Below are 24,573 nucleotides of genomic sequence, written 5' to 3' on the forward strand. Positions count from 1 at the left end.
ATCATGTTATTAACTTGCTAACTAAAATCAACTATGTGGGCCAGTATTAAATGACGGAGGTTATTATTATTTAAACTGGCGTTATCATCATGCTAAGCAGGCGTATTTTATGCGACATTTTTATTATCCAGAAAAATTACGGTATCAGACTAAACTGAGTTCCACAGTAATCATGTTTGCCCTTTTTTTTTGCTCACAGGTAGTCGCCGCTCCTCAGGTCATAAATGTACCGAATGCGGGTGTGATTAGTAACGAAATACGGCAAACAACACCGGTGCCATTGCGTGCGCCACAGGAAGCTGAAATCAAACTTCCACCTTTGCTCCCTCCTACATCGTTTGGCGGTTCTACCTCGGCGGGAAGAATCATGTTACGTGAGGTTAGATTCGAGGGTGATACCCAGTTATTGCGGCACAATAACAGAAATAATAAAGCACTACGCGCCGTAATTACGCCTTGGTTGGGGCAACAATTAACCTTTAATGATTTACAAGTCATGACGTTAGCGGTAACTCGCTTTTATCGACAACAAGGATTTGTTGCCGCTCAGGCAATATTGCCACCACAAACTATCCGTGAAGGTGTTGTCATAGTTCGTATTATTGCTGGCAGATTAGATAAACCGGAGATTAATAATCAGAGCCGGTTGAATACTGATTTTGCTACTGCGGTGATTGAAAGTAATAGTTGTAGCAAAGCAGTGGGTTTTGTTGGCAATAAAGATTGTGCCGCTTCTCCGGCTGAGTTATCCCGCCTTGAACGCACCACCCTTATTCTTAATGAAATTCCAGGGGTTGATGCTGCTTTGGCATTAAAACCGGGAACTCAATCGGGAATGACGAGAGTTTATGCTGATATTTCCCCTGGACAGACTGCGATGGGATATCTCGGTGTGGATAATCAGGGTAATGATTATTCTGGTCATAATCGGTTATTAGTCGGTGGGGCACTCAATAATATGACCGGCTGGGGTGATCAACTACGCACTGATTTGATTTTATCCAGTTCGGTAGATGTATTCAATGGCATGTTGGATTACAACTTCCCCATTAATACTTATGGCACCCGTGCAGCGCTTAATTATAGTTATCTGGATTATACCCTGAAGGGGCCTTTCGAAATATTGGATGCTCATGGCCATTCTAACACTTGGGGCATTAATTTACGCCATCCGTGGATCCGTAATTCGGCAGCTAGAATTGATGTGAATACCGGTTATTATCAGAGCAGAATGCGTGATTCACTGATTATGCTGCCAGAACAAAAGCGCAATCTGGATGCCGGTGAGTTTGGTCTTGGTGGTACGTTTACCGCAGTACCTAGAGGACTCAGTAATTTCACTTTACTGGGTACGGCAGGCCATCTGTCATTGGATGACGAATTCAGTCAAAGCATGAATTCCTTAACTGGTATTGGTGGCACTTTTGCCCGTTTTAATTATCGTGCCGGTCATGATCAGGGGTTTGGCCCTTATTTCACCTTTTTCAACCAATTTACCGGTCAAATGGCCAGTAAGAATCTTGATAGCTCACAAAAACTGTTATTAGGTGGGCCGCTGGCGGTGCGCGCCTATGGCATTGGTGAAGGGGCGGTGGATAAAGGCACTCTTTTCACTACCGAATTACGCACCCACTGGCAACTCTTACTTCCCACATGGGCAGGTACTGGGAATCAAATCACCTTTGCGGCATTTTTTGACCAAGGGTGGGGCTCTTACTATCGCCAGCCTATCGCGGGCCTGACGGGGAATAATATTAACCTGTCTGGCTTTGGTGCCTATATCACACTCTTTCGTCCGGCAGATTACACCTTGAATCTGACTTGGGCACATCGAACCGGCCAAGCTGCAATTGCACAACCGGATAACGACCAACTTTGGCTTAGCGCTTACAAGATGTTTTAGCGCTTATTGGCATATTTGTCAGATTTAATGGACGTGAATAATGAACAGTAAATTATACAAACTTATTTTCTGCCGTCGGTTGGGATGTTTAATTGCTGTCGGAGAATTTACCCGAACTTACGGACGGTCCTTTTCGTCTGGCGGCAAAAAAGTCATTAATGACAATAATACAAACGCTGGAATATTAAGCCGCCTGGCCATCATGACGGGATTAGCACTTGGCATATTACCGCTACGGGTATTCGCCCATCCCTCACTGCCGGTTAACGGTAATATTATTATCGGTCAAGGTGTGTTGAATGTTCACAACACCACCCTTACCGTGACTCAGCAAAGCGATAAGTTGGCAATCAATTGGGGCAGCTTTGATATCGCGCAGGGGAACAGCGTTATTTATAACCAGCCAGGGCAGCAGAGTATTGCGCTGAACCGGGTGCTTGGTCGCGATGCATCGCAGATATATGGCAGCCTAAAAGCGAATGGTCAGGTCTTTTTACTTAATCCGAATGGCATTCTGTTTGGAAAAGGTGCGCAAGTTGATGTTGGTGGTTTGGTTGCCAGTACTAAGTCCATGTCAAATCAGGATTTTGTTTCTGGGCGCTATACGTTGACCAGCCGAAGACATGAAGGCAAGTTGGTTAATCAGGCTAATTTGCGCACCACCCCTGGTGGCTATATCGCGCTGATTGGCCAGCAGGTTGATAATCAGGCTTCCGGTGTTATCGCGTCGCCGCAAGGAAAAGTAGCATTAGCGAGCGGGAGTCGCGTCACCCTTAATCTGGATCACGGCAGCTTGCTGAGTGTGCAAGTTCAGGGTGAGCAGGTCAGTACTTTATTGCAAAACGGCGGGCTGATTCAGGCTGATGGCGGGGTTATCCAACTGACCGCGCGCGGCAAAGAGATGTTAATGAATACCGTGATTGATAATACCGGTATTTTGCAGGCGCATAGTTTATCTGAAAAAAATGGCGTTATTTACCTCGATGGCGGCAGTGAAGGGGTGGTGAGCCAGCAAGGTGTTATTGATGTCAGTAGTGCGCAGGGCCGTGGCGGGAATGTTATCTTGCAAGGTGAAAAGATACATTTGGTCGCCACGAGCAAAATTGATGCTCGCGGGGCTGAGGGCGGTGGCAAAGTCCTGGTCGGGGGCGATTGGCAGGGTAAAAATAATGCGATAAAAAATGCCCGAGCAGTCGTCATGGATAAAGGTGCGGATATTGATGTTTCTGCTTCAAACCACGGGTCGGGTGGTACCGCCGTGCTATGGTCAGAAGATTACACTGGCTTCTATGGCAATATTTATGCTCGTGGTGGGCTACAGTCAGGTAATGGTGGGCAGGTAGAAACATCCAGTAACCGTAATTTACAGGCTTTTGGTCAGGTTGATACTGCGGCTATTCATGGTAGTCAGGGGAGTTGGTTACTTGATCCCGCAGAGGTAAGTATTGTTGGTAGTGGTGCTGAGAGCGGGGTAATGGTTCAGGTTGGGGACATTCCTGCTGGATATGTGAAAAATACCCAGGTTTTCGCTCCGACGGCCAAGGTAGCGCAAATATTGAATAGCAGTATCAATACTCAACTCGATCGCGGCACCAATGTGACGGTGACTACCACTAATCACACTTTAACGAATTGCCGCTGGTGCAATATTACGCTAGAGGCTGATATCAATAAAACAGCAGGTGGCGATGCTACGCTGACATTACATGCTGACGGCAATGTTGTTGTTAACAATAATATTACCGCTAATGTTGGCAAGCTGAATCTTAATTTATTAGCGGGTAATTCCACTGCCGACTCTGTTATTACATTAAATAATAGTGATGTGTTGTTAAATAAAGGGGATTTGTTGGCAAAACATGCCAATGATAACAGTGCGACTCGTATTATTATTATGGGTGGGAGATATGATGTCGGCAACTTCACTCTTGAAGGAAATGCAGGGGTGGCATCGCAAATTGGGGTGAGTATCAGTCATGCTGCTAATATTTCTGTGGCAGGTGAAACGCGTATAGCGGGTGAAAGTAGTCATGCTAATGGGCAAGGGTGGCGTGGTGTTGATATATCTGATGACTCAGTCTTGACTGGTTCGGGTAATATATTATTTGCTCTTAAGTCTAATTCTAAAAGTTCGTGGGTAGGCACATTTACGAATGCAACCATTACCGGTGATAAAGATATCACATTCCTGGTAAATACCAATGGTAGTGCATATGGTGGGATGGACTTTATTAATGGCAGTATTTACTCTAAGTCTGGCAATGTTTTATTTGATATCAATGGTGATATCTTTACCCAGGCTAACCTTGGGTTACGGATAAAGGAATCTCAAGTTAGTGGCAATAATGTAAAATTAAATATCAATATCACTGGAGTTGATGGTTTATTACTCAGAGACAGTAATCTTACGGCAACTGCCGGTAATATTGATGTTAATGCTACTACTACCAATAAAGGGCTATGGATCTCAGGTAACACTAATATAAACGCCAGTGGCGATATTAATCTGAAAGGCGTAACCACGAACTCTACAGTTGCGGGTGCTGATGCCATCAGGATAAGTGGTAACTCCAGTAGTGTTCAGGTCAATATGACTGCCGGTGGTAATATATCGCTGGTGGCGGTTAATGAAGGAACGGAAATCGGTACTACAGTTGTTGCGGATTTTGCCAATATAAAAGCACAGGGAGGCGATTTTAATTTAAATATCAGTGGGGTCAAAGGCAGCCCTTTCAATAATGTCACTATCAGTGCCGATAATATTTTAATGAATGGTAATATCATCGGTAATGACGTTGTATTGATGAAAAATACAGTTCTTACTGCTAAAAATGATATTAGAACCAATTTAACCTCCGCCACACATAAAGCCTTCGGGTTCAGCGGTAATAGTGCGATGACGGCAGGGCAAGATATATTATTAGTTGCCAATACCTCAGCACTCGCTGTGGAGGCGGTGACAATAAATGGGACCTCATCTAACAAAGTAAATATCACTGCGGGGAAAGATATATCAATAGTAGCCAATAATCATGGCAATACTACAGGGGCGGGTGTTGGTATTGATGGGGCTAATATTGAAACTAAAAACGGAAACTTCACAGTAAATAACAATGGTTCAAAAGGCATAACCTGGGCCAATTTAGATCTCACAGCAAATGAGGTTAACGTTGTCTCTAACTCGACTAGCTCTGCCGGATTGGCAATACGTGAATCTAATATTACTGCTACAACAGGTGATATTAATGCCAATGTAACCTCCGAAAAAGAAGGTATTTTGATTAAGCCAAATACCATTTTTAATGCTAAGAAAGATATTAATCTGACGGGAGTTGCCACCGGTGATGGCGAAGGGATTTTTATTCAAGGGGATTCAAATACGTCACATAATAATCTTAATGCACAAGGAAATATCACCTTAAATGGTAAGGCTGATATGGGGGCTGCTACGCGAGCATCTGTCTATCTATTAAATACGACGCTGACATCAACTGAGCACAATATTGATATCAATGGTCTGTCTCAGGGTTCGAGACACGTTTACTTTACTGATGTAGAACTTAATGCTACTGCGGGGAATGTTACTGTTTATTCTGAAACACTGGCCGCTTTACCGACTTCATTAAGCACTGCATTAAGTTTGGGGGGGAATATCAGTATAAAAGCCCAAAATGGCTCGATGATCGGTAAAGCATTTAATACGACGCAAGGCTCAGGCGTTGGTTTTAGAGCCAATAGTACCTTGTCGGTTGAAGGGAGTATTGCGTTTCAAGGCGAGACAGAAGGCAATGGTGCTACCCGCAAAGGGATTGATTTTAATGGCGTGAATACACTCAATATTGCTAAAGGTAGCCAATTATCTCTCCTCGGTGAAAATAAAGGGGCACCAGCGACTGCTGGCGGAGAGGGTATTACCCATACAGATGCGGCTCAGTTAACGATAAACAATAATGGTTCTTTCAAAATGGAAGGGCGCTCAACCAGCGGTGTCGGCATTAACTTTCCTACCAGTAATAATACCGTGGTATTAAGTGGCGAGGGTGACACTCTCATTAGCGGCAGTAGTGTCGAAGGTATTGGGGTTGCTATTTCCGGTGTGGTTAATAACGGTACCGGCCCGGTCACGATTGAAGGAACCAGTATTGATAGCGCCGGTGTTCACCTCTTCAGTGCCGAGCATCAAATTAATCGTATTAATGTCACCGGGAGTTCAACCCATGCCGAAGGTCTGCGCATTAGCGGCAATGCCACTATTGCTGATACCACTCTGGCCGGAGAATCAATGAATGGCAGTGGTGTGAAAATTGATCCACTGCCGGGTGCTAATATTGTCACTCATGCCGTGTTGGATAATGCCACGCTCAATGGCAGTAGTACTAATGGCATCGGCGTAGAGATTGCCAATGATATAAAGGGTGTCCATCAGAGTGTTATTAATGGCACCACCGATGGTGTTGGTTATGGCATTGATATAGCAGAAAATTTACATGTCATCGGCACCAGTGAAACCGATTTGCTGACACTAAACGGGGTGGCAACAACAGATACCGGTACTGGGATAAAACTCAATGGCAATAATGATTTAAGTAATACCAGCTTAAATGGCTCGGCTGTGGATGGTATTGCATTGCATATCATCGGCCCACTGACCAATCAAGGCAATACGGTATTGAACGGCACTGCTTCCGGCAGCGGTATTGGTGTGCGGGTTAATGGCCAACTGAGCGACAGTGTGGTGAATGGGACTGCGGCCAGTGGCATTGGTGTTCAAGTTATGAATGGTGTGCTTGATGACAGCCGCATCAATGGCATCTCCGATACTGGTTCTGGGGTTGGCGTCAATGGCGACACGGTGCTGAATAATACCGTGCTGGTGGGAAATAGTTCGGATGGTAACGGGGTGGAGATCGGGGGCCGCCTGTCAGGTAGCCACGGCAGCGCAGTACAGGGTGAGGTGGTTAACGGCACGGGAGTGTATATCGATAGAGATGCCACTCTCACTGGTGGCGGCACGGACGATCTGTTTGCTGTCAACGGTAATGCGATGGGCGATAAAGGCACTGGTGTGCAATTGGAAGGTAATAATACCCTTGATAATACCACGCTAAACGGTAACGCCACTCAGGGTACCGGTGTTGATATTGCCGGTCCGCTGGTGAATAACTGGAATACCCGTGTGGATGGCAAAGCCACTGGCGGCAACGGGGTGGCGCTGAACGGGGCGATCGCTGGCGGCACGGTTAATGGCAACTCGGATAGGGGTACGGGTGTCAAAGTTGATGGTGATACCCAACTTAATAACACCACCCTTAACGGTAACAGTCCTGATGGCAAAGGGGTGGAGATCGCCGGTAACCTCACTGGCCGCAATGGCAGTGTGATACAGGGCGATACCACTAACGGCACCGGGGTGGACATTGCTAAACAAATCCTCCTGGAGGGCGGCGGCCTGGATGATCTGCTCAATGTTACCGGCAACGCCACCGGCGAGAATGGCACCGGCGTGCAGCTTGACGGTCTCAATCTCCTTGATAACACCTCGTTGGCAGGGAATGCCACTAACGGCACCGGGGTGGATATTAATGGTTTACTACAAAATGAAGGTAACACCACGATTGGGGGTAAATCTGAGAATGGCAACGGTGTCCAGCTTGGAGGGGCAGTCAGCGGTAGCACAGTTACTGGTACATCAGCTAATGGCAGCGGCATCAAGGTGGTAAATGACAGTAATCTGGACCACGCCACCCTTAACGGCAACAGCCCTGACGGCAAGGGGGTAGAGATCGCCGCGAATCTGACGGGGCAAAACGACAGTGCGGTATATGGCGATACCACTAACGGCACCGGGGTGGACATTGGTAAACAAATCCTCCTGGAGGGCGGTGGCCTGGGTGATCTGCTCAATGTTACCGGCAACGCCAGCGGCGAGAATGGCACCGGCGTGCAGCTTGACGGTATCAATCTCCTTGATAACACCACCCTGACGGGGAATGCCACTGAGGGTACTGGGGTGGATATTAATGGCTTACTACAAAATGAAGGTAATACCACGATTGGGGGTAAATCGGAGAATGGCAACGGTGTCCAGCTTGGCGGGGCAGTCAGTGGCGGCACAATTAATGGTACATCAGCTAATGGCAGCGGCATCAAGGTGGCAAATGACAGTAATCTGGACCACGCCATCCTCAACGGCAACAGCCCGGACGGTAAGGGGGTAGAGTTCGCCGCTAATCTGACAGGTGGCAACGGCAGCGTGGTGCAAGGCGATACCACTAACGGCACCGGTGTTGATATTGGTGAAAATGCCTCGCTCAGTGGCCCGGCACCGGATGATCTGCTGACGGTGACCGGCAATGCTAGCGGTGAGAAAGGCACCGGTGTTCAGTTAGGCGGCAACAATACGCTGAATGACACCACCTTAGGCGGTAATGCCAGCGATGGTCATGGCGTGGAGACCACGGGGCTAGTATTCAACAGCGGCAATACGACGATTAATGGTGATGCCGCAGGTGATGGTCATGGTGTGCATATTGGTGGCCCAATGAGTGGTGGTAGGGTCAACGGCCGTTCCGACAATACTCATGGTATTTTCCTCAATGATTATGCAGCGATAACTGACATCACGCTTAGCGGGAATACCGGCTCATATAAGCCATCGGTGTTTTTCACCTTGCCGGAGAATATTGGTGACAATGTGATTATCAATGGCAAACCTGTTAATAAAAATAATTTTGGCGATAAAGTCAGGCCGGCCCCTAATCCCGGAGGGAAATCGACTGGAGATAGTACGCAGGTAGCTCAGTCTCAGGAGGGGGGGGAATCAGCCTCGTTACTCAGAAGACGAAACCAAATCCTCAGTGCCTTTGAAACACAAACTTTACCGCCCTCTATCCTGACTGAATATGAGCATGATAGTACAGACCATATCAGCCTCACGGTTTGTATTCCTAAGGGTATAACCTCCGAACAGGTTACCAATCAGCACGAGCTATGCGGGACCCATGTTCTCGGTAAGTGGAACCCTCTGACTAAAATATCGGGTCAGGAGTAATGGATTTTTAACTCTCTAAATTTGCTAGAGAAATCGTGATATCGATGTAAAAAGGTGAGCTGACAATGGTGGAGAAAACGGCTGAATTAGCATCAGCGGTAGAACAGTCGACCGCATTCTCATTACCCTATTTCGAGTTTTTAGTGTGTGTGCGGCGCTATGAGGAGGCGGGGCGATTACTGGTCTTGATGTTGGAGCAACTGGACCGCCAATATGGCCGCTGGGATGTTTTTTCGCTTAAGCATCAATCGGTACAGCAACAGGAGCATTACTGTAATCGCCTGGCTGCGGCTATTGGCAACCTACTTTCTGATCCTGGTTTTGTGGTATCCGATAAAGGTTTTTTACAACTGATTAATTTCCATCGCTGGATAGCGTTGATATTTGCCGCATCACCTTTTGGTCATGCGGATCATGTGATTACCAACCTTAATCAAGCGGGGGAGGGATGCGCTCATCCTTTGCGCTTTGAGCACCATAATTTTCTGAAATTTTGCCTGATGTATTTACCTGAATCGGGTATTCCGCTTCAGCCGGATATATTGTGGCAATTTAATCCCCCGGTTGCCGCGGCACTGTTTCTGGCGTTACTGTCGCCACGTATTTTACCCAGCGCTGCCGGGCATGCGAAACGTGAGCGGCTATTAGAGTGGTTACCTGAAAAACTACTAACGCTAGAGAATCTTGAGGGCTTACCTGAACGCATCCTGCACGATGTTTATATGCATTGCAGTTATGCGGATAGAGCAGCAAAACACGCCATAAAACGCAGTATTAATTTTCACTTACGTAACACGTTGCTGCACAATGGGCTATCTGATAACCACTCCCTCCCACCTGCACGGGATAAACCATTGATGCTGGTTATCCTGGAGTGGTTTAACAGCGGCCATTCTATTTACCGTACTCACTCCAGTACGTTGCGCGCCGCGCGTGAGCAGTTTTCCACCCATGGCGTCACCATTGTGGGGGCCACTGATGCCATCACCCGTGACGTTTTTGATGATTTTACCGAGGTCCAGCGGGCGGGGGCGGTTGAGGCTATTGTGGCATTGGCGCAACAATTGCGACCGGATGTTATCTACTTCCCCAGTGTCGGGATGTTCCCACTCACCATTGCACTGACTAATTTACGCTTAGCCCCCTTACAGATAATGGCACTAGGCCATCCGGCAACGACCCATTCCGGCTATATTGATGCGGTATTAGTGGAAGAGGATTATCTGGGGGATCCTCAGTGTTTCTCCGAAAAAGTGGTTGCGTTACCCAAGGACTGTCTGCCCTATGTGCCGCCTGCCAATATTTGCCAGCCGGAACCGATACAACATTTCGATGAGCGCCCAGCGGTACATATCGCGGTTTGTGCCTCGGCGATGAAAATTAACCCTCGCTTTATCGATACCTGTGCTGAGATTGCCCGGCAAACATCAACGCCGGTGATATTTCATTTTTTGGTGGGTTTTTGCTGGGGAATTACCCATCGAGTGATGGAAAAAGCCGTTAATGCTGTTATCCCTCAAGCTAAAATCTATGAGCATTTGGCCTATCAGGACTATTTATTGGTTATTAATCAGTGTGACCTGTTTATTAATCCTTTTCCTTTCGGCAATACCAATGGCATCGTCGATACTGTGCGTCAGGGGTTACCCGGTGTTTGCCTGAGTGGGGCTGAAGTACACGAACATATCGATGAGGGATTGTTCCGTCGGCTGGGATTATCTGAGGAGCTGATTGCGCATGATTTGGCTGAGTATATTGCGGTTACCGTGCGGCTGATCACCGATATTGAGTGGCGTAATAGCCTACGTCGCCAGTTGTTAACAATTCAGCCTGATAATGTGCTGTTTAGCGGGAAACCTGAGCAATTCGGGCTAATTATTAGAGGCCTGCTTGATGATTGTGGTGCTGAAAGAGGATAAAAAAAGCCTCCTGAATCGGAGGCTTGAGTAGACACTAACATCAATAAGACTTATTTATTACGCCGCTTCAGTTTGCCGTTGTTTGGTTGGCTGCTTTAGTGCGGGCTTGGCTGCCAAGGCATCGGCTGCAAACTCATCGACATTAATTGAGCGCAGGCGACTCTCTTCTGCTTTAGTCAAAATAGCGGCCTCTTCAACATTGATTTTCCCTTCAGCCAGCGCATTTTTTGCCAGCACATCCAGGCGAGTAAATGGCAGGCTTTTACCCGCTTCTTTACTCAGGCGCTTATGAATTGGCTCTGCTGCAATCACATCTTGCAAAGCGGCTTCCAGCAAACCTACCGGATTAAACTCGCTCGGTGTCAGATACTGACCACGACCAATACGGCTGCGGGTTGCTGAAGGTACTTGCAGTAACTGCGCCAGTTGATGGTCCAGCTGGTCTGACGGTGCCTGATGTACGCGACCAAACGGGAAGACCACCAACCGCATTAACCCGGCAATAACGCCATTTGGGAAGTTACGCAGTAAATCATCCAGAGCCTGCTCTGCCTGATGCAGGGCATCTTGCACACCCCAATGTACCAACGGCAGGTCTTCTTTTTGGCGGCCTTCGTCTTCATAGCGTTTCAACGTTGCTGATGCCAGATACATTTGGCTGAGAATATCCCCCAGACGGGCAGAGATACGTTCACGACGTTTCAGGCTGCCACCCAACACGCCCATTGAGACATCAGACAGTAAAGCTAAATTGGCGCTCAGGCGGTTCAGATGCTGGTAATAACGGCGAGTGCTGTCTTTGGTTGGTGTGGCACTGGTGCGGCCATTGGTCAGCCCCAACCAGAAACTACGGATTTTGCTGCTACCCACATGGCCCAAATGACCGAACAGCGCTTTATCGAAGGCGGCAACATCATTCGATTGTGCTGCTGCCATTTCATCCAGAACAAACGGATGGCAACGGATTGCCCCTTGGCCGAAGATAATCATGCTACGGGTCAGAATGTTAGCGCCTTCAACGGTGATACCGATAGGGGCACCTTGGTAGCCACGGGCTACGAAGTTGGCCGGCCCAAGGCAGATCCCTTTACCGCCCGCAATATCCATGGCATCCATCACGGCGCGTTGACCACGGTGGGTACAGTGATATTTAACGATAGCGGATAACACCGCCGGTTTCTCACCTAGCATAATACCGCTGGTAATTAAGGTTGCCGCCGCGTCCATCACATAAGCATTACCGGCGATTCGCGCCAACGGCTCTTCAATCCCTTCCATTTTACCGATTGAGATTTTGAACTGACGACGAATATAGGCGTAAGCACCGATCCCCATCGCCACACTTTTCAAGCTACCAGTGGCATTGGACGGCAAGGTAATCCCGCGGCCAACAGACAGGCATTCCACCAGCATGCGCCAGCCCTGCCCAGCCATTTTTGGCCCGCCGATGATGTAATCAATCGGCACAAAGATATCATTGCCACGGGTCGGGCCATTTTGGAATGGCACATTCAGTGGGAAGTGACGACGACCAATTTCCACCCCAGGGGTGTTGGTTGGGATCAGCGCACAGGTGATGCCTAAATCAACGGTATCGCCCAACAGATGTTCAGGGTCAGACAGTTTGAACGCCAGCCCGAGCACTGTGGCGATCGGGGCGAGGGTGATATAGCGTTTATTCCAGGTCAGGCGCATGCCCAGTACCTGCTTACCTTGCCATTCGCCCATACAGACGGTGCCGGTATCTGGGATTGCGCCGGCATCAGAACCCGCTTCTGGGCTGGTCAGGGCGAAACAAGGGATCTCGTCGCCACGGGCCAAACCAGGCAAATAATGATTTTTTTGCTCTTCAGTGCCGTAGTGTTGCAGCAATTCGCCGGGGCCGAGAGAGTTAGGAACACCAACCGTGATGGCTAAAATGCCAGACACGCCAGACAGTTTTTGCAGTACACGTGCCTGAGCATAAGCTGAGAAATCAAGGCCGCCGTACTCTTTCTTAATGATCATCGCAAAGAAGCGGTGTTCTTTCAGATACGCCCACAGTTCTGGCGGCAAGTCAGCCAGTTCGTGGGTAATTTGGAAGTCATTAGCCATACGACAGGCTTCTTCTACCGGCCCATCAATAAAAGCTTGTTCTTCGGCGGTTAACTGCGGTTTTGGGTAGTTATGCAGTTTCTTCCAGTCAGGCTGGCCCTGGAATAAATCACCTTCCCACCAAGTGGTACCTGCATCAATCGCTTCTTTTTCGGTGCGTGACATCGCAGGCATGACTTTACGGAACATGCGCAATGCGGGTGCAGAAAACAGTGACTGGCGCAGTGGGGTCAGCGTCAGGGGTAGCAAAACAATCACCAGAGGCAATAATGCCCAGAATGACCATAACTGCAACGCTCCCATCGCGGCGGTGTAAACGACAAGAATCAAACTACTGAGATAGAGGTTCACCTGGTGATAGAACAGCACACCAATAAGAACCAGTAAGGCAACAATGCTAAGAACCATCATAGTGAAGCTCCTGAGATGTAGGAGGTCTGACCTGTTGAGAGATACATTTGTTGTAGTCCATCTCATTATTTTTATCAATACCATTACATGTTATTTACAACTCATCTCACAAACTGCCCGCATTAATAGTTAAAACTCTTATGTCTTATTCATTACAGTGCTTCTCGCTGTTTATGCTATCCGGTACACTGACGGCTGATGAATATCGATGCCATAGAACTATAAAGAGGCTCCCATGTACCAGGATTTAATCCGCAGTGAATTGAATGAAGCAGCAGACACACTGGCAAACTTTTTGCAAGATGATAGCAATATCAATGCTATTGCGAACGCAGCCGTATTATTGGCTGATTCTTTTAAGGCTGGCGGTAAAGTCTTGTCATGCGGTAATGGCGGTTCCCATTGTGATGCCATGCATTTTGCCGAAGAGTTGACCGGCCGCTACCGCGAGAATCGTCCAGGTTATCCGGCGATTGCTATTTCAGATGTTAGCCATATCTCTTGTGTTAGTAATGATTTTGGCTATGACTATATCTTCTCTCGTTATGTTGAAGCCGTCGGTCGCGCAGGGGATGTATTACTCGGTATTTCCACTTCTGGTAATTCAGCTAATGTCATTAAGGCGATTGATGCTGCTCGTGCCAAAGGGATGAAGGTTATCACCCTGACGGGTAAAGACGGTGGCAAAATGGCGGGCACGGCAAATATCGAAATTCGGGTTCCCCATTTGGGTTATGCCGATCGCATTCAGGAAATTCATATCAAAGTGATTCATATCTTGATTCAATTGATTGAAAAAGAGATGGTTAAAGCCTGATATGTCGTGGTGATCAACGGTATTATCAATCTCGTTGATCACCTTGACGGTGAGCGAGAGCAGCTACAACGCTGCAACACCAAGAGCTAAGATATACGCGGGAGGTTGGTTATGTGCGAATTGCTCGGGATGAGCGCAAATGTTCCCACGGATATTTGCTTTAGCTTTACTGGCCTGGTGCAAAGGGGCGGGGGGACTGGCCCACATAAAGATGGCTGGGGTATTACCTTTTATGAAGGTAATGGTTGCCGCACGTTTAAAGATCCCCAACCCAGTTTTAATTCACCCATAGCCCGTTTGGTACAAGACTACCCGATAAAATCCTGTGCGGTGGTTTCTCATATCCGTCAGGCAAATCGCGGTGAAGTGGCGTTAGAGAATACCCACCCTTTTACCCGCGAAATGTGGGGGCGAAACTGGACGTATGCCCATAACGGCCAACTTAAAGGTTATCGTCAATTAGAGACCGGTACTTTCCGGCCTATCGGTCAGACTGACAGCGAATATGCTTTCTGCTGGCTACTTAATCAATTGGCAAAGCGCTACCCTCGTACTCCCAGTAACTGGCCAGCGGTATTCCGCTATATCGCTACCCTATGTGAGCAGTTGCGGGCAAAAGGGGTCTTTAATATGTTGCTCTCGGATGGGCGTTTTGTGATGGCGTTCTGTTCGACCAATCTGTATTGGATTACGCGCCGGGCACCTTTTGGTAAAGCGACCTTACTGGATCAAGATGTTGAGATAGATTTTCAACGCCAGACCACACCCAAAGATGTGGTCACGGTGATCGCGACTCAACCCCTGACAGGTAATGAAACCTGGCACAAAATTGCACCAGGTGAATTTGCATTATTCTGTTTTGGTGAGCGAATTTGATTTGGTGAGCGCATATTGCGATACCGGTGCATTGGAGACTGGCGGGCGGCTGAGTACATACTGCCCGTTGATCACTGCAACGGAGGGGGGCATCCGGTTTTTGGTAAAATAGGCATATCCCGGCTGTAATTGCCGCCAGAAGCTGTAATCCGACGAGTTACGGTGGCGTTGCATATTTTGTTCAGTCATACGGAATGGATAGATACTGATATCCACTTTTTCCTGACCAAAGATAAATGCCGTTTGCACGTAGTTAAATATCTCGTCCATATAGGCATCGGTCATTGCATAACAGCCGATTGATTTGCAAGCGCCGTGGATCATCAGATATTTCCCTGAATAACCCTGCGACTTATCATAATCATTTGGGAAGCCAATATTGATTGCCCGATAAAACTTACTGTCAGGTTTTAAATGGCGCATATCAATACTGTAAAAACCTTCCGGGCTTTTAAAATCCCCTTCACGGCGTTTTGGGCCAAGGCCACCTGAAAATTCACAGATGCGATAGCTTTGCACTAAACGATATTCACCTTGTAGTCTGGCGTATAATTCCAGGGTACGTTCTTCTTTGAAAATCTGAATATAGACCGATGACCCGAGTAATTGTTGTTTTAGCTCTTTGGATACTGCCACAGGCTCACTGGCTGAGCTGGTGAAGGATACCGCAGGCAAACCAATTATCACCACAAACGTAAGCATCGCAAACAACCGTGCGATTTTGCCCATTTATTATTCCTACTTATATTATGTAAATTATGCCACTGCATTTTTCGATTTATAGGCGCAGATTATCAGTCGGAAAAATTTTAGCAATATATGTTTTGTATAAAATAACCACAAAGTCGGTAAACATGAATTAACGATACGATTTTACCGAGTGGATAGATAAATTAGCCGTAAAATATTCGTGTTTGCTTGACCCAGGTCACTGCATTTGTCAGACAGTGCGGAATGAAAATGCTAAAATCGTCCACTGCTGATGGCTTGCACATGTAATCGTTATAACAGCCATTTTACCCTGAAATCATTCAATGTGGGTATCAGTACTCATTACCGCGATGCTTTCAATTAGCGTTTATGTTTATCTAATTGACTGGGTATTAAACCGTCGTTTAACTGAACCATGAAAGTATCTTATCTTTATGTGGCTGTACACTCTGGGCTAAGTACAGCATTTGATATAACTAATAAAGTCGCTCAAACCTATGATTAAAATAAAGAAAGGACTCGACCTACCCATCGCCGGAGCACCTGTGCAGGTGATAGAGGATGGTCCTGCTATTCGTCATGTGGCTCTGCTCGGTGAAGAGTATGTGGGCATGCGCCCCTCAATGTTGGTGCAAGAAGGTGATTGGGTTAAGAAAGGCCAGGCGCTCTTTGAAGATAAAAAAAATCCAGGGGTGACCTTTACTGCGATCGCCAGTGGTAGAATTAGCGCTATTAATCGTGGTGAACGCCGGGTGCTACAATCTGTTGTGATAGCGATTGAAGGGGATGAGCAAGTTCCTTTCCCACACTATGATGCAGCGGACCTTAATCATCTGAGCAATGAACAGGTGCAAAGCCTATTACTGGCGTCTGGTTTATGGACCGCATTCAGAACCCGCCCGTTTAGTAAAACCCCTGTTCCTGGTAGTCACCCACGCGCTATTTTTGTCAGTGCAATGGATACCCAACCGCTGGCAGCCGATCCGCAGGTCATTATTGCCACTGAGTCAGACGCCTTTAAGCATGGTTTAACTGTTCTTACACGTCTAACTGAAGGCAAGGTGCATGTGGGCCATGCCCCGGGGCAGGTGGTTGCCAACCATTCGAATGCCCAGATAACTTATAATGAATTCTCCGGCCCGCATCCTGCGGGTCTGGTTGGTACCCACATCCATTTTCTTGAGCCGGTGAGCTTGCGTAAAATGGTGTGGCATGTGGGTTATCAGGATGTGATTGCTATCGGTAAATTATTTACCCGTGGTGAACTCTGTACTGACCGCATCGTTGCGCTGGCGGGTCCACAGGTAAATCAACCGGTATTAGTGCGCACCCGTTTGGGTGCCAGCCTGGCTGAATTAACTGCGGCTAAGTTAAAAGAGGGGGAGAACCGTATTATCTCTGGTTCAGTCCTCAGCGGCACGGCTTTCTCCGCAACTCATGGTTATTTGGGGCGTTTCCACCAGCAAGTATCGGTTATCCGCGAAGGGCGAGAAAAAGAGCTATTTGGTTGGGTAATGCCAGGTCGCGATAAATATTCGATCACCCGCACCACGCTGGGCCATTTCTTCAAACGCAAACTGTTTGCTTTCTCTACCGATATGCACGGCGGGGAGCGCGCTATGGTGCCTATTGGCAACTATGAGCGGGTGATGCCACTGGATATCCTGGCAACCCATTTGTTGCGTGATCTGTTATCCGGTGATACCGACAGCGCGCAAGCGCTAGGGTGCCTGGAGTTAGATGAAGAAGATTTGGCTTTATGTACATTTGTCTGCCCCGGTAAGTACGAATACGGTCCGGCACTGCGCGACATATTGACCCAGATTGAGCAGGAAGGATAACTGATGGGCCTGAAAAATTTTCTTGAGAAAATAGAGCACCACTTTGAAGCGGGTGGCAAATTAGAGAAGTACTATCCGCTATATGAAGCCGCAGCCACTATTTTCTATACGCAGGGCAAAGTAACACCGGGTGCTTCCCATGTACGAGATGCAATCGACCTGAAAAGGATGATGATTCTGGTATGGTTGGCGGTATTCCCAGCCATGTTCTGGGGCATGTATAACGTAGGGCTACAGGCTATCCCGGCGCTAAACCAACTCTACAGTGGCGCGGAACTGCAACAGGTTATAGCCAGTGACTGGCATTACTGGTTGGCACAAATGCTCGGGGCGTCATTGGCTCCAGATGCTGGCTGGGCAAGCAAAATGGTGCTGGGGGCGGTTTATTTTCTGCCTATCTATGCCGTTGTGTTTGTGGTCGGCGGTTTTTGGGAAGTGGTATTCTCTATTGTCCGCAAGCATGAAATCAACGAAGGTTTCTTTGTCACCTCGATTCTGTTTGCCCTGATAGTCCCTCCCACATTGCCATTATGGCAAGCAGCACTTGGGATCTCTTTCGGTGTGGTTATTGGTAAAGAGATTTTTGGTGGCACCGGGCGTAACTTCCTCAACCCGGCACTGGCTGGGCGTGCTTTCCTATTCTTTGCTTATCCGGCACAGATATCCGGTGATTTGGTGTGGACTGCCGCTGATGGTTTTTCTGGTGCAACTCCATTGTCACAATGGAGTGTCAACGGTAGCCACAGTTTGGTTAACACCATTACTAATCAGCCTATTACGTGGATGGATGCTTTCCTCGGTAATATTCCCGGTTCTATTGGCGAGGTCTCTACGCTGATGATCCTGATTGGCGGTGCCATTATTCTTTTCGGCCGCATCGCCTCGTGGCGGATTGTGGCTGGGGTCATGATTGGCATGATTGCCACGGCCTACCTATTTAACTGGGTTGGTTCCACTACCAATCCGTTATTTGCCATGCCGTGGTATTGGCATCTGGTACTCGGTGGTTTCGCTTTCGGGATGATCTTTATGGCGACCGACCCGGTATCGGCTTCCTTTACCAATAAAGGGAAATGGTGGTATGGCGGCTTGATTGGTGCGATGTGTGTGTTAATCCGCGTCGCTAATCCAGCTTATCCCGAAGGAATGATGCTGGCGATCCTGTTCGCCAACCTGTTTGCACCGCTGTTTGACTATGTGGTTGTTCAGGCCAACATCAAGCGGAGGAAAGCGCGTGGCGAGTGATAAACCAAGAAATAATGACAGCATCAGCAAAACGTTGCTGGTGGTAATTGTGCTCTGTCTGGTGTGTTCTGTGGTGGTTTCTGGTGCGGCTGTTGGTTTGAAAGCCAAGCAGCAGGAGCAACGGCTATTAGACAAACAGCGCAATATTCTAGCGGTAGCGGGTTTGTTGCAACCAAGAATGCCGACAGAAAACGTTCAGCGGGAATTTGCGCTGCGCATTGAACCACGGCTGCTGGATTTGCAAAGCGGTGCGTTTATTCAACAAGATCCGGCAACCTTTGATCGTGCTCAGGCACTGCGTAGTGACCAAATGAGCATTGCCCTGACGCCCGCACAGGATATTGCTGGCATCCGCCGGCGCGCGAATGTCGTTGAAATCTACCTGGTACGTGGTGAAAGTGGTCAAATCAACAAGATAGTTCTACCTGTTTATGGCTCCGGTCTGTGGTCAATGATGTATGCCTTTGTTGCCATCGACACTGACGGCAAAACGGTGCGTGGTATCACCTATTACGATCAGGGTGAGACCCCAGGTCTGGGAGGCGAGGTTGAGAACCCAATCTGGCGTAACCAATGGATTGGTAAGCGGTTATTTGACGAGCAAGGGCAACCGGCTATTCATATTGTTAAAGGGCGCGCACCGGCTAATGATCCTCACGCCATCGATGGTCTGTCAGGCGCAACCTTGACCTCTAATGGGGTGCAAAACAGCTTTGATTTTTGGCTCGGTGAAAACGGCTTTGGCCCGTTCCTGAAAAAAGTGCGCGAAGGAGCGTTAAAAAATGGCTGATAGCAAAGAGATTAAACGGGTTTTATTTGGGCCGTTATTTGATAACAACCCGATAGCCTTACAGATCCTTGGCGTTTGTTCCGCACTGGCGGTGACCACCAAGCTGGAAACCGCATTAGTGATGACGCTGGCCGTTACCTTGGTAACGGCGTTCTCCAGTTTCTTTATCTCACTGATTCGCAATCATATTCCAAACAGCGTGCGCATCATTGTTCAGATGGTGATTATTGCCTCGCTGGTGATTGTGGTCGATCAGATCTTACGGGCTTATGCCTATGAGATATCCAAACAGCTATCAGTATTTGTCGGCCTGATTATTACTAACTGTATTGTGATGGGGCGTGCTGAAGCTTATGCGATGAAATCGCCGCCGATTGAAAGCTTTATGGATGGTATTGGTAATGGTTTGGGTTACGGCGTGGTGCTGGTGTTGGTGGGTTTTGTCCGCGAACTGATTGGCTCCGGCAAATTATTTGGAGTAACAGTATTTGAAACCGTCCAGAACGGCGGGTGGTATCAGCCGAACGGATTGTTCCTGTTGGCACCAAGCGCATTCTTTATCATTGGTTTGCTGATTTGGGGTCTGCGTACCCTGAAACCTGCGCAGATTGAGAAGGAGTAATTGATGATGGAACATTACATCAGTCTGTTTGTCCGCGCGGTGTTTGTGGAGAATATGGCGTTAGCATTCTTTTTGGGGATGTGTACTTTCCTCGCTGTTTCCAAGAAAGTGTCGACCGCCTTTGGCCTTGGTATCGCGGTAACGGTGGTATTGGGTATCTCAGTACCTGCGAATAATCTGGTTTATAACCTGGTGCTGCGTGATGGCGCATTGGTTGAAGGGGTTGATCTTAGTTTCCTCAACTTCATCACCTTTATTGGTGTTATCGCTGCCATAGTGCAGGTGTTGGAGATGATTCTCGATCGCTATTTCCCGGCACTTTATAACGCATTGGGTATTTTCCTGCCACTGATCACCGTCAACTGCGCCATCTTCGGCGGCGTCTCCTTTATGGCGCAACGAGATTACAACTTCCCTGAGTCCATCGTTTACGGCTTTGGCTCGGGTATCGGTTGGATGCTGGCGATTGTAGCGCTCGCAGGTATTCGCGAAAAAATGAAATATGCCAATGTGCCTGCGGGCTTACAGGGGTTAGGGATCACCTTTATCACAACCGGATTGATGGCCTTAGGGTTTATGTCTTTCTCCGGTGTGAATTTATAAAGGCAGGAATAATTCATGGAAATAATTCTGGGCGTAGTGATGTTCACCCTCATCGTACTGGCATTGACGGTGATGATTCTATTTGCCAAATCAAAATTGGTGAATACCGGTGATATTACCGTTGATGTTAATGATGATGCGGACAAAAGTTTTACCGCTCCGGCAGGGGATAAGCTGCTCAACATGCTTTCCAGCCAAGGTATTTTCGTTTCTTCAGCTTGTGGTGGTGGCGGTTCCTGCGGGCAGTGCCGCGTGACGATTAAAGAAGGTGGCGGGGATATCCTGCCGACGGAACTTTCACATATCTCAAAGCGTGAAGCGAAAGAAGGCTGCCGGTTAGCTTGCCAGGTTAGCGTTAAGCAAAATCTGAAAATTGAATTGCCAGAAGAAATCTTTGGGGTGAAAAAGTGGGAGTGTGAAGTTATCTCTAATGATAATAAAGCCACATTTATCAAAGAACTGAAACTGAAGATTCCAGATGGTGAAGTGGTGCCATTCCGTGCTGGTGGTTTTATCCAAATAGAAGCTGAACCGCATACCGTTAAATATGCGGACTTCGATGTGCCTGATGAATATCGCGGTGATTGGGATAAATTCAATCTGTTCCGGTTCGAGTCAGTGGTCGTTGAACCAACGGTGCGTGCCTACTCGATGGCAAACTACCCACAAGAGCGTGGCATTATCATGCTTAACGTGCGTATTGCCACGCCACCACCGTCAGTTCCTGATGCGCCGCCGGGCATTATGTCCTCTTATATCTGGTCACTAAAACCCGGTGATAAGGTGATTATCTCTGGTCCATTTGGTGAGTTTTTTGCCAAAGATACCGATGCCGAGATGGTCTTTATTGGCGGTGGGGCGGGTATGGCACCGATGCGCTCGCATATTTTTGATCAGCTTAAGCGGCTACATTCGAAGCGTAAAATCAGTTTTTGGTATGGTGCGCGTTCACGGCGTGAAATGTTCTATGAAGAAGATTTTGACCAGTTACAGGCTGAGAATGATAATTTCCGTTGGCACGTTGCATTATCAGACCCACAACCGGAAGATAATTGGACGGGATATACCGGCTTCATTCATAACGTGTTGTTAGAAAATTACCTTAAAAATCATCCGGCACCGGAAGATTGTGAATTCTATATGTGTGGCCCTCCGATGATGAATGCGGCAGTTATCAAGATGCTGAAGGATCTCGGTGTGGAAGACGACAATATTATGCTTGATGATTTTGGTGGCTGATTTGCCATTACACGGCTTTTTACTGCAATTGGGGATATTTGTGCAGAAACAGATAACACATTGGTTCATGGCAGTGGTGGGGATTTTGCTGCTCACAGGATGTGGTCCTGAGCAAGTTAATCTCGAAGGTAAAACCATGGGAACTTCATATTCAATTAAGTATATGAGTGACTCATCCACACCCAGCCCAGAGAAGTTACAGCAGGAAATAGACCGCGAGTTGGAACAGGTTAATGACCAGATGTCGACATATCGGCCCGACTCTGAATTGAGTCGCTTTAATCAAAGTCGCGCAGTGAATACACCTTTCGCGGTTTCAGCGGCGACGGCTAAAGTCGTGCGTGAGGCTATTCGCATTAATCGCCTGACCGATGGTGCGCTGGATGTCACCGTTGGACCTTTGGTTAACTTATGGGGCTTTGGTCCTGAAGGGCGGCCAGATGTTGTTCCTACTGAGGCTGAAATTGCCAAACGTCAGGCATGGGTCGGTATTAATAATCTGGCCGTAGAAAATGGTGCCTTGGTCAAACGGATCCCTGAGTTGTATGTTGATCTATCCTCTATTGCCAAGGGATATGGGGTCGATGTTGTGGCCGAATATCTGGAAACGCAAAATATCACCAACTATATGGTTGATATCGGAGGGGAAGTACGGACTCGTGGCAATAATGGGGAAAATAAACCTTGGCGCATTGCGATAGAAAAACCTGTCGCAGGTTCTGCGCAAAGTGCTCAAGAGGTTATCGAACCTGGACGTATGGCAATAGCAACCTCAGGGGATTATCGTAATTACTTTGAACAGAATGGTGTGCGTTACTCACATACGATTGACCCGGATACCGGCCGACCAATTAACCATCGATTAGTCTCAATTACTGTTTTGGACCCAAGCTGTATGACCGCAGATGGACTGTCGACTGGGTTAGATGTCCTTGGGCCAGAAAGAGGGATGGCACTCGCTAATTTACTGGGTATTCCGGTGTTTATGATAGTAAAAACCGATGAAGGTTTTGAGGAACGCTATTCTGATGCGTTCAAACCTTATCTGCAAAAACGGCCTTGATAGGAGAGGATATGTTGACTGTTTTTATCGCATCCTTTGTTTTCTTTCTATTGGCCATCGGCGGGATGTCGTTAGGTTATATCGTAAAACGTAAAACCTTACAGGGCAGTTGCGGAGGAATAGCGGGTTTGGGGATGGAGAAAGTATGTGATTGCCCTGAGCCTTGTGATTCTCGTAAGAAGCGCTTGGCTAAGGAAGCCGCTCGCCAGAAAAAATTGGATCAATACCGTATCCTATAAGATGTGTTATAGATTACGATGCTTTAATGCCGAGCATTCTGTATAAAACGTGGTTATATGCACGACAAGTAAATTTAGATATAACCCCCCAGCCAACTCAGTGTTGACCAGGGGGGGTATTTACGCTTTAGTGCTATTCGTGGCTGATTAGTCTACGGCGATAATGCTGTTTTTTCATTTTCTGATTTACGTCTATACCATTGTGGTTGTTTTTTACTTATTTATTCTTACTTGCTCACTATACTTTTAAAAAGTGCAGGAGAATCAACCATAACTCCATTTGCCTGTAATTCTCTCGCTTTTTTATAATCTTCGGGAGTATTGATGCCGAAGAAAATAATATGTGCGTTGGTATTCCTTCTAAAACAATCCATCGCCTCTTTATCCCAGCTTAATACTGCGTCAGAACGGCCTTCGCCCAACGTGTATTTTTCTACCACTTGTACTTTGCGATGTAGCTCTAAACCATACCAACGCTCTTTATTATCTGCTGGCAATTCACATTTATGATCCATCATAATATTAGCTAATTGAGTACGGGTAAAGTTGCGGCTTTCAAATCGCTTGATTTTATGCGAGGCATCGCTGTCTGCATTGACTGTATCCAGTGCCTCCAGATAGTTATCATCCGTAGAGTAAACCCGGGTACGTGCGAAGCGATCTTTTTCTCCCTTGCTGGTTGCGGTAAGCGTCTCTTTTAGGGCTTTGGCAAAGGTTATTGGGTTGGCATCGGGCGATTTAATGTCCAGATAGAATGTCGTGTCAGGATACTTCTTCAGCACTTCATCAAGTGTGGGAATACCTGTGTGTGAGCCAGCCTTAGGTTGAATATGATGTTTCTTATCATAGGCAACGCTCGCATCCACTTTAGCCAGTTGTTGTGCAGTATAACCTGAGATGGCACCGGACTTATCTGTCAACTCTTTGAGGTCTATAGGGCGATACAATACCGGAATATTATCTTTCGATAGTTGTAATGTAATCCATATGGCGTCAGCACCATTAGACAGTGCTTTATCGATAGCCGGTAAGGTATTTTCTGGCGCATCAGCCGTTCCTGCGCGGTGGGCAATAATTTGTGGCGCTGCAAGGGTAACAGATTGGGCGTTAACAACAAAGGTAGCGGAAAGGAGTAGGGTAGCCATTATA

Annotated in this window: 16 protein-coding genes; 13 read left to right on the forward strand and 3 right to left on the reverse strand. The window is 47.5% G+C overall.

Translation table 11 applies throughout. From position 1 onward, the window contains the following. Window positions 1-109 precede the first annotated feature (109 nt). The 3 genes from V1952_RS09250 (at window position 110) to V1952_RS09260 (ending at window position 10,873) form a co-directional block, all read left to right on the forward strand. Window positions 110-1,903, forward strand: a complete 1,794-nt coding sequence (locus V1952_RS09250) for a ShlB/FhaC/HecB family hemolysin secretion/activation protein (protein ID WP_420074645.1) — start codon at window positions 110-112, stop codon at window positions 1,901-1,903. A gap of 40 nt (window positions 1,904-1,943) precedes the next feature. Next, window positions 1,944-8,954, forward strand: coding sequence for a filamentous hemagglutinin N-terminal domain-containing protein (locus tag V1952_RS09255; RefSeq protein ID WP_420074646.1), 7,011 nt, complete (start codon window positions 1,944-1,946; stop codon window positions 8,952-8,954). A gap of 65 nt (window positions 8,955-9,019) precedes the next feature. Then, complete coding sequence (locus V1952_RS09260) at window positions 9,020-10,873, forward strand: glycosyltransferase (protein ID WP_372558147.1); 1,854 nt, start codon at window positions 9,020-9,022, stop codon at window positions 10,871-10,873. Between the two features lie 57 nt (window positions 10,874-10,930). On the opposite strand, the gene fadE is transcribed toward V1952_RS09260, so the two are convergent. Further along, the gene (gene fadE / locus V1952_RS09265; RefSeq protein WP_083160153.1) at window positions 10,931-13,378 is read right to left on the reverse strand and encodes an acyl-CoA dehydrogenase FadE; all 2,448 of its coding nucleotides are present in this window, start codon (window positions 13,376-13,378) and stop codon (window positions 10,931-10,933) included. Between the two features lie 235 nt (window positions 13,379-13,613). Between fadE and lpcA the strand changes: the two genes are divergently transcribed. After that, window positions 13,614-14,195 carry a D-sedoheptulose 7-phosphate isomerase gene (gene lpcA / locus V1952_RS09270; RefSeq protein ID WP_420071431.1) on the forward strand — a complete coding sequence of 194 codons (582 nt, stop codon included), beginning with the start codon at window positions 13,614-13,616 and terminating at the stop codon, window positions 14,193-14,195. A gap of 111 nt (window positions 14,196-14,306) precedes the next feature. Next, window positions 14,307-15,071, forward strand: coding sequence for a class II glutamine amidotransferase (locus V1952_RS09275; protein ID WP_102970460.1), 765 nt, complete (start codon window positions 14,307-14,309; stop codon window positions 15,069-15,071). Here V1952_RS09275 and dpaA read toward each other — a convergent pair. Next, on the reverse strand, window positions 15,045-15,800 hold the full coding sequence (dpaA, locus tag V1952_RS09280; protein ID WP_083160149.1) for a peptidoglycan meso-diaminopimelic acid protein amidase: 756 nt from the start codon (window positions 15,798-15,800) through the stop codon (window positions 15,045-15,047). The genes V1952_RS09275 and dpaA overlap by 27 nt on opposite strands. A gap of 479 nt (window positions 15,801-16,279) precedes the next feature. Between dpaA and V1952_RS09285 the strand changes: the two genes are divergently transcribed. Genes V1952_RS09285 through nqrM form a run of 8 tightly spaced genes read left to right on the forward strand, consistent with a single transcriptional unit; the run spans window position 16,280 to window position 23,424 of the window. Beyond that, window positions 16,280-17,623 carry a Na(+)-translocating NADH-quinone reductase subunit A gene (locus V1952_RS09285; protein ID WP_420071432.1) on the forward strand — a complete coding sequence of 448 codons (1,344 nt, stop codon included), beginning with the start codon at window positions 16,280-16,282 and terminating at the stop codon, window positions 17,621-17,623. Window positions 17,624-17,626: 3 nt separating this feature from the next. Continuing rightward, window positions 17,627-18,868: an NADH:ubiquinone reductase (Na(+)-transporting) subunit B gene (locus V1952_RS09290; RefSeq protein ID WP_083160144.1), complete on the forward strand. Its 1,242-nt coding sequence runs from the start codon at window positions 17,627-17,629 to the stop codon at window positions 18,866-18,868. After that, a complete protein-coding gene (locus V1952_RS09295; protein WP_420074647.1) occupies window positions 18,858-19,658 on the forward strand; it encodes a Na(+)-translocating NADH-quinone reductase subunit C in 801 nt (266 codons plus the stop codon). Before V1952_RS09290 ends, V1952_RS09295 begins: the two co-directional genes overlap by 11 nt. Beyond that, entirely contained in the window at window positions 19,651-20,280 is a 630-nt protein-coding gene (locus V1952_RS09300; protein ID WP_083160140.1) for an NADH:ubiquinone reductase (Na(+)-transporting) subunit D, read from the forward strand. The genes V1952_RS09295 and V1952_RS09300 overlap by 8 nt, the downstream gene beginning before the upstream one ends. Window positions 20,281-20,286: 6 nt before the next feature. Continuing rightward, window positions 20,287-20,883: an NADH:ubiquinone reductase (Na(+)-transporting) subunit E gene (nqrE, locus tag V1952_RS09305; RefSeq protein WP_004392325.1), complete on the forward strand. Its 597-nt coding sequence runs from the start codon at window positions 20,287-20,289 to the stop codon at window positions 20,881-20,883. A gap of 15 nt (window positions 20,884-20,898) precedes the next feature. Further along, the gene (gene nqrF / locus V1952_RS09310; protein ID WP_372558153.1) at window positions 20,899-22,122 is read left to right on the forward strand and encodes an NADH:ubiquinone reductase (Na(+)-transporting) subunit F; all 1,224 of its coding nucleotides are present in this window, start codon (window positions 20,899-20,901) and stop codon (window positions 22,120-22,122) included. Between the two features lie 40 nt (window positions 22,123-22,162). After that, a complete protein-coding gene (locus V1952_RS09315) occupies window positions 22,163-23,185 on the forward strand; it encodes an FAD:protein FMN transferase (RefSeq protein WP_372559836.1) in 1,023 nt (340 codons plus the stop codon). An 11-nt stretch (window positions 23,186-23,196) separates the two neighbouring features. Further along, the gene (nqrM, locus tag V1952_RS09320) at window positions 23,197-23,424 is read left to right on the forward strand and encodes a (Na+)-NQR maturation NqrM (protein WP_372558154.1); all 228 of its coding nucleotides are present in this window, start codon (window positions 23,197-23,199) and stop codon (window positions 23,422-23,424) included. A 227-nt stretch (window positions 23,425-23,651) separates the two neighbouring features. On the opposite strand, the gene V1952_RS09325 is transcribed toward nqrM, so the two are convergent. Beyond that, window positions 23,652-24,572: a glycerophosphodiester phosphodiesterase family protein gene (locus V1952_RS09325; protein ID WP_420074648.1), complete on the reverse strand. Its 921-nt coding sequence runs from the start codon at window positions 24,570-24,572 to the stop codon at window positions 23,652-23,654. Between the last annotated feature and the right edge of the window lies 1 nt (window position 24,573).

Origin of the sequence: Yersinia sp. 2542 StPb PI (genome assembly GCF_048593855.1) — a bacterium.
GTDB classification, from domain to species: Bacteria; Pseudomonadota; Gammaproteobacteria; order Enterobacterales; family Enterobacteriaceae; genus Yersinia; species Yersinia enterocolitica_E.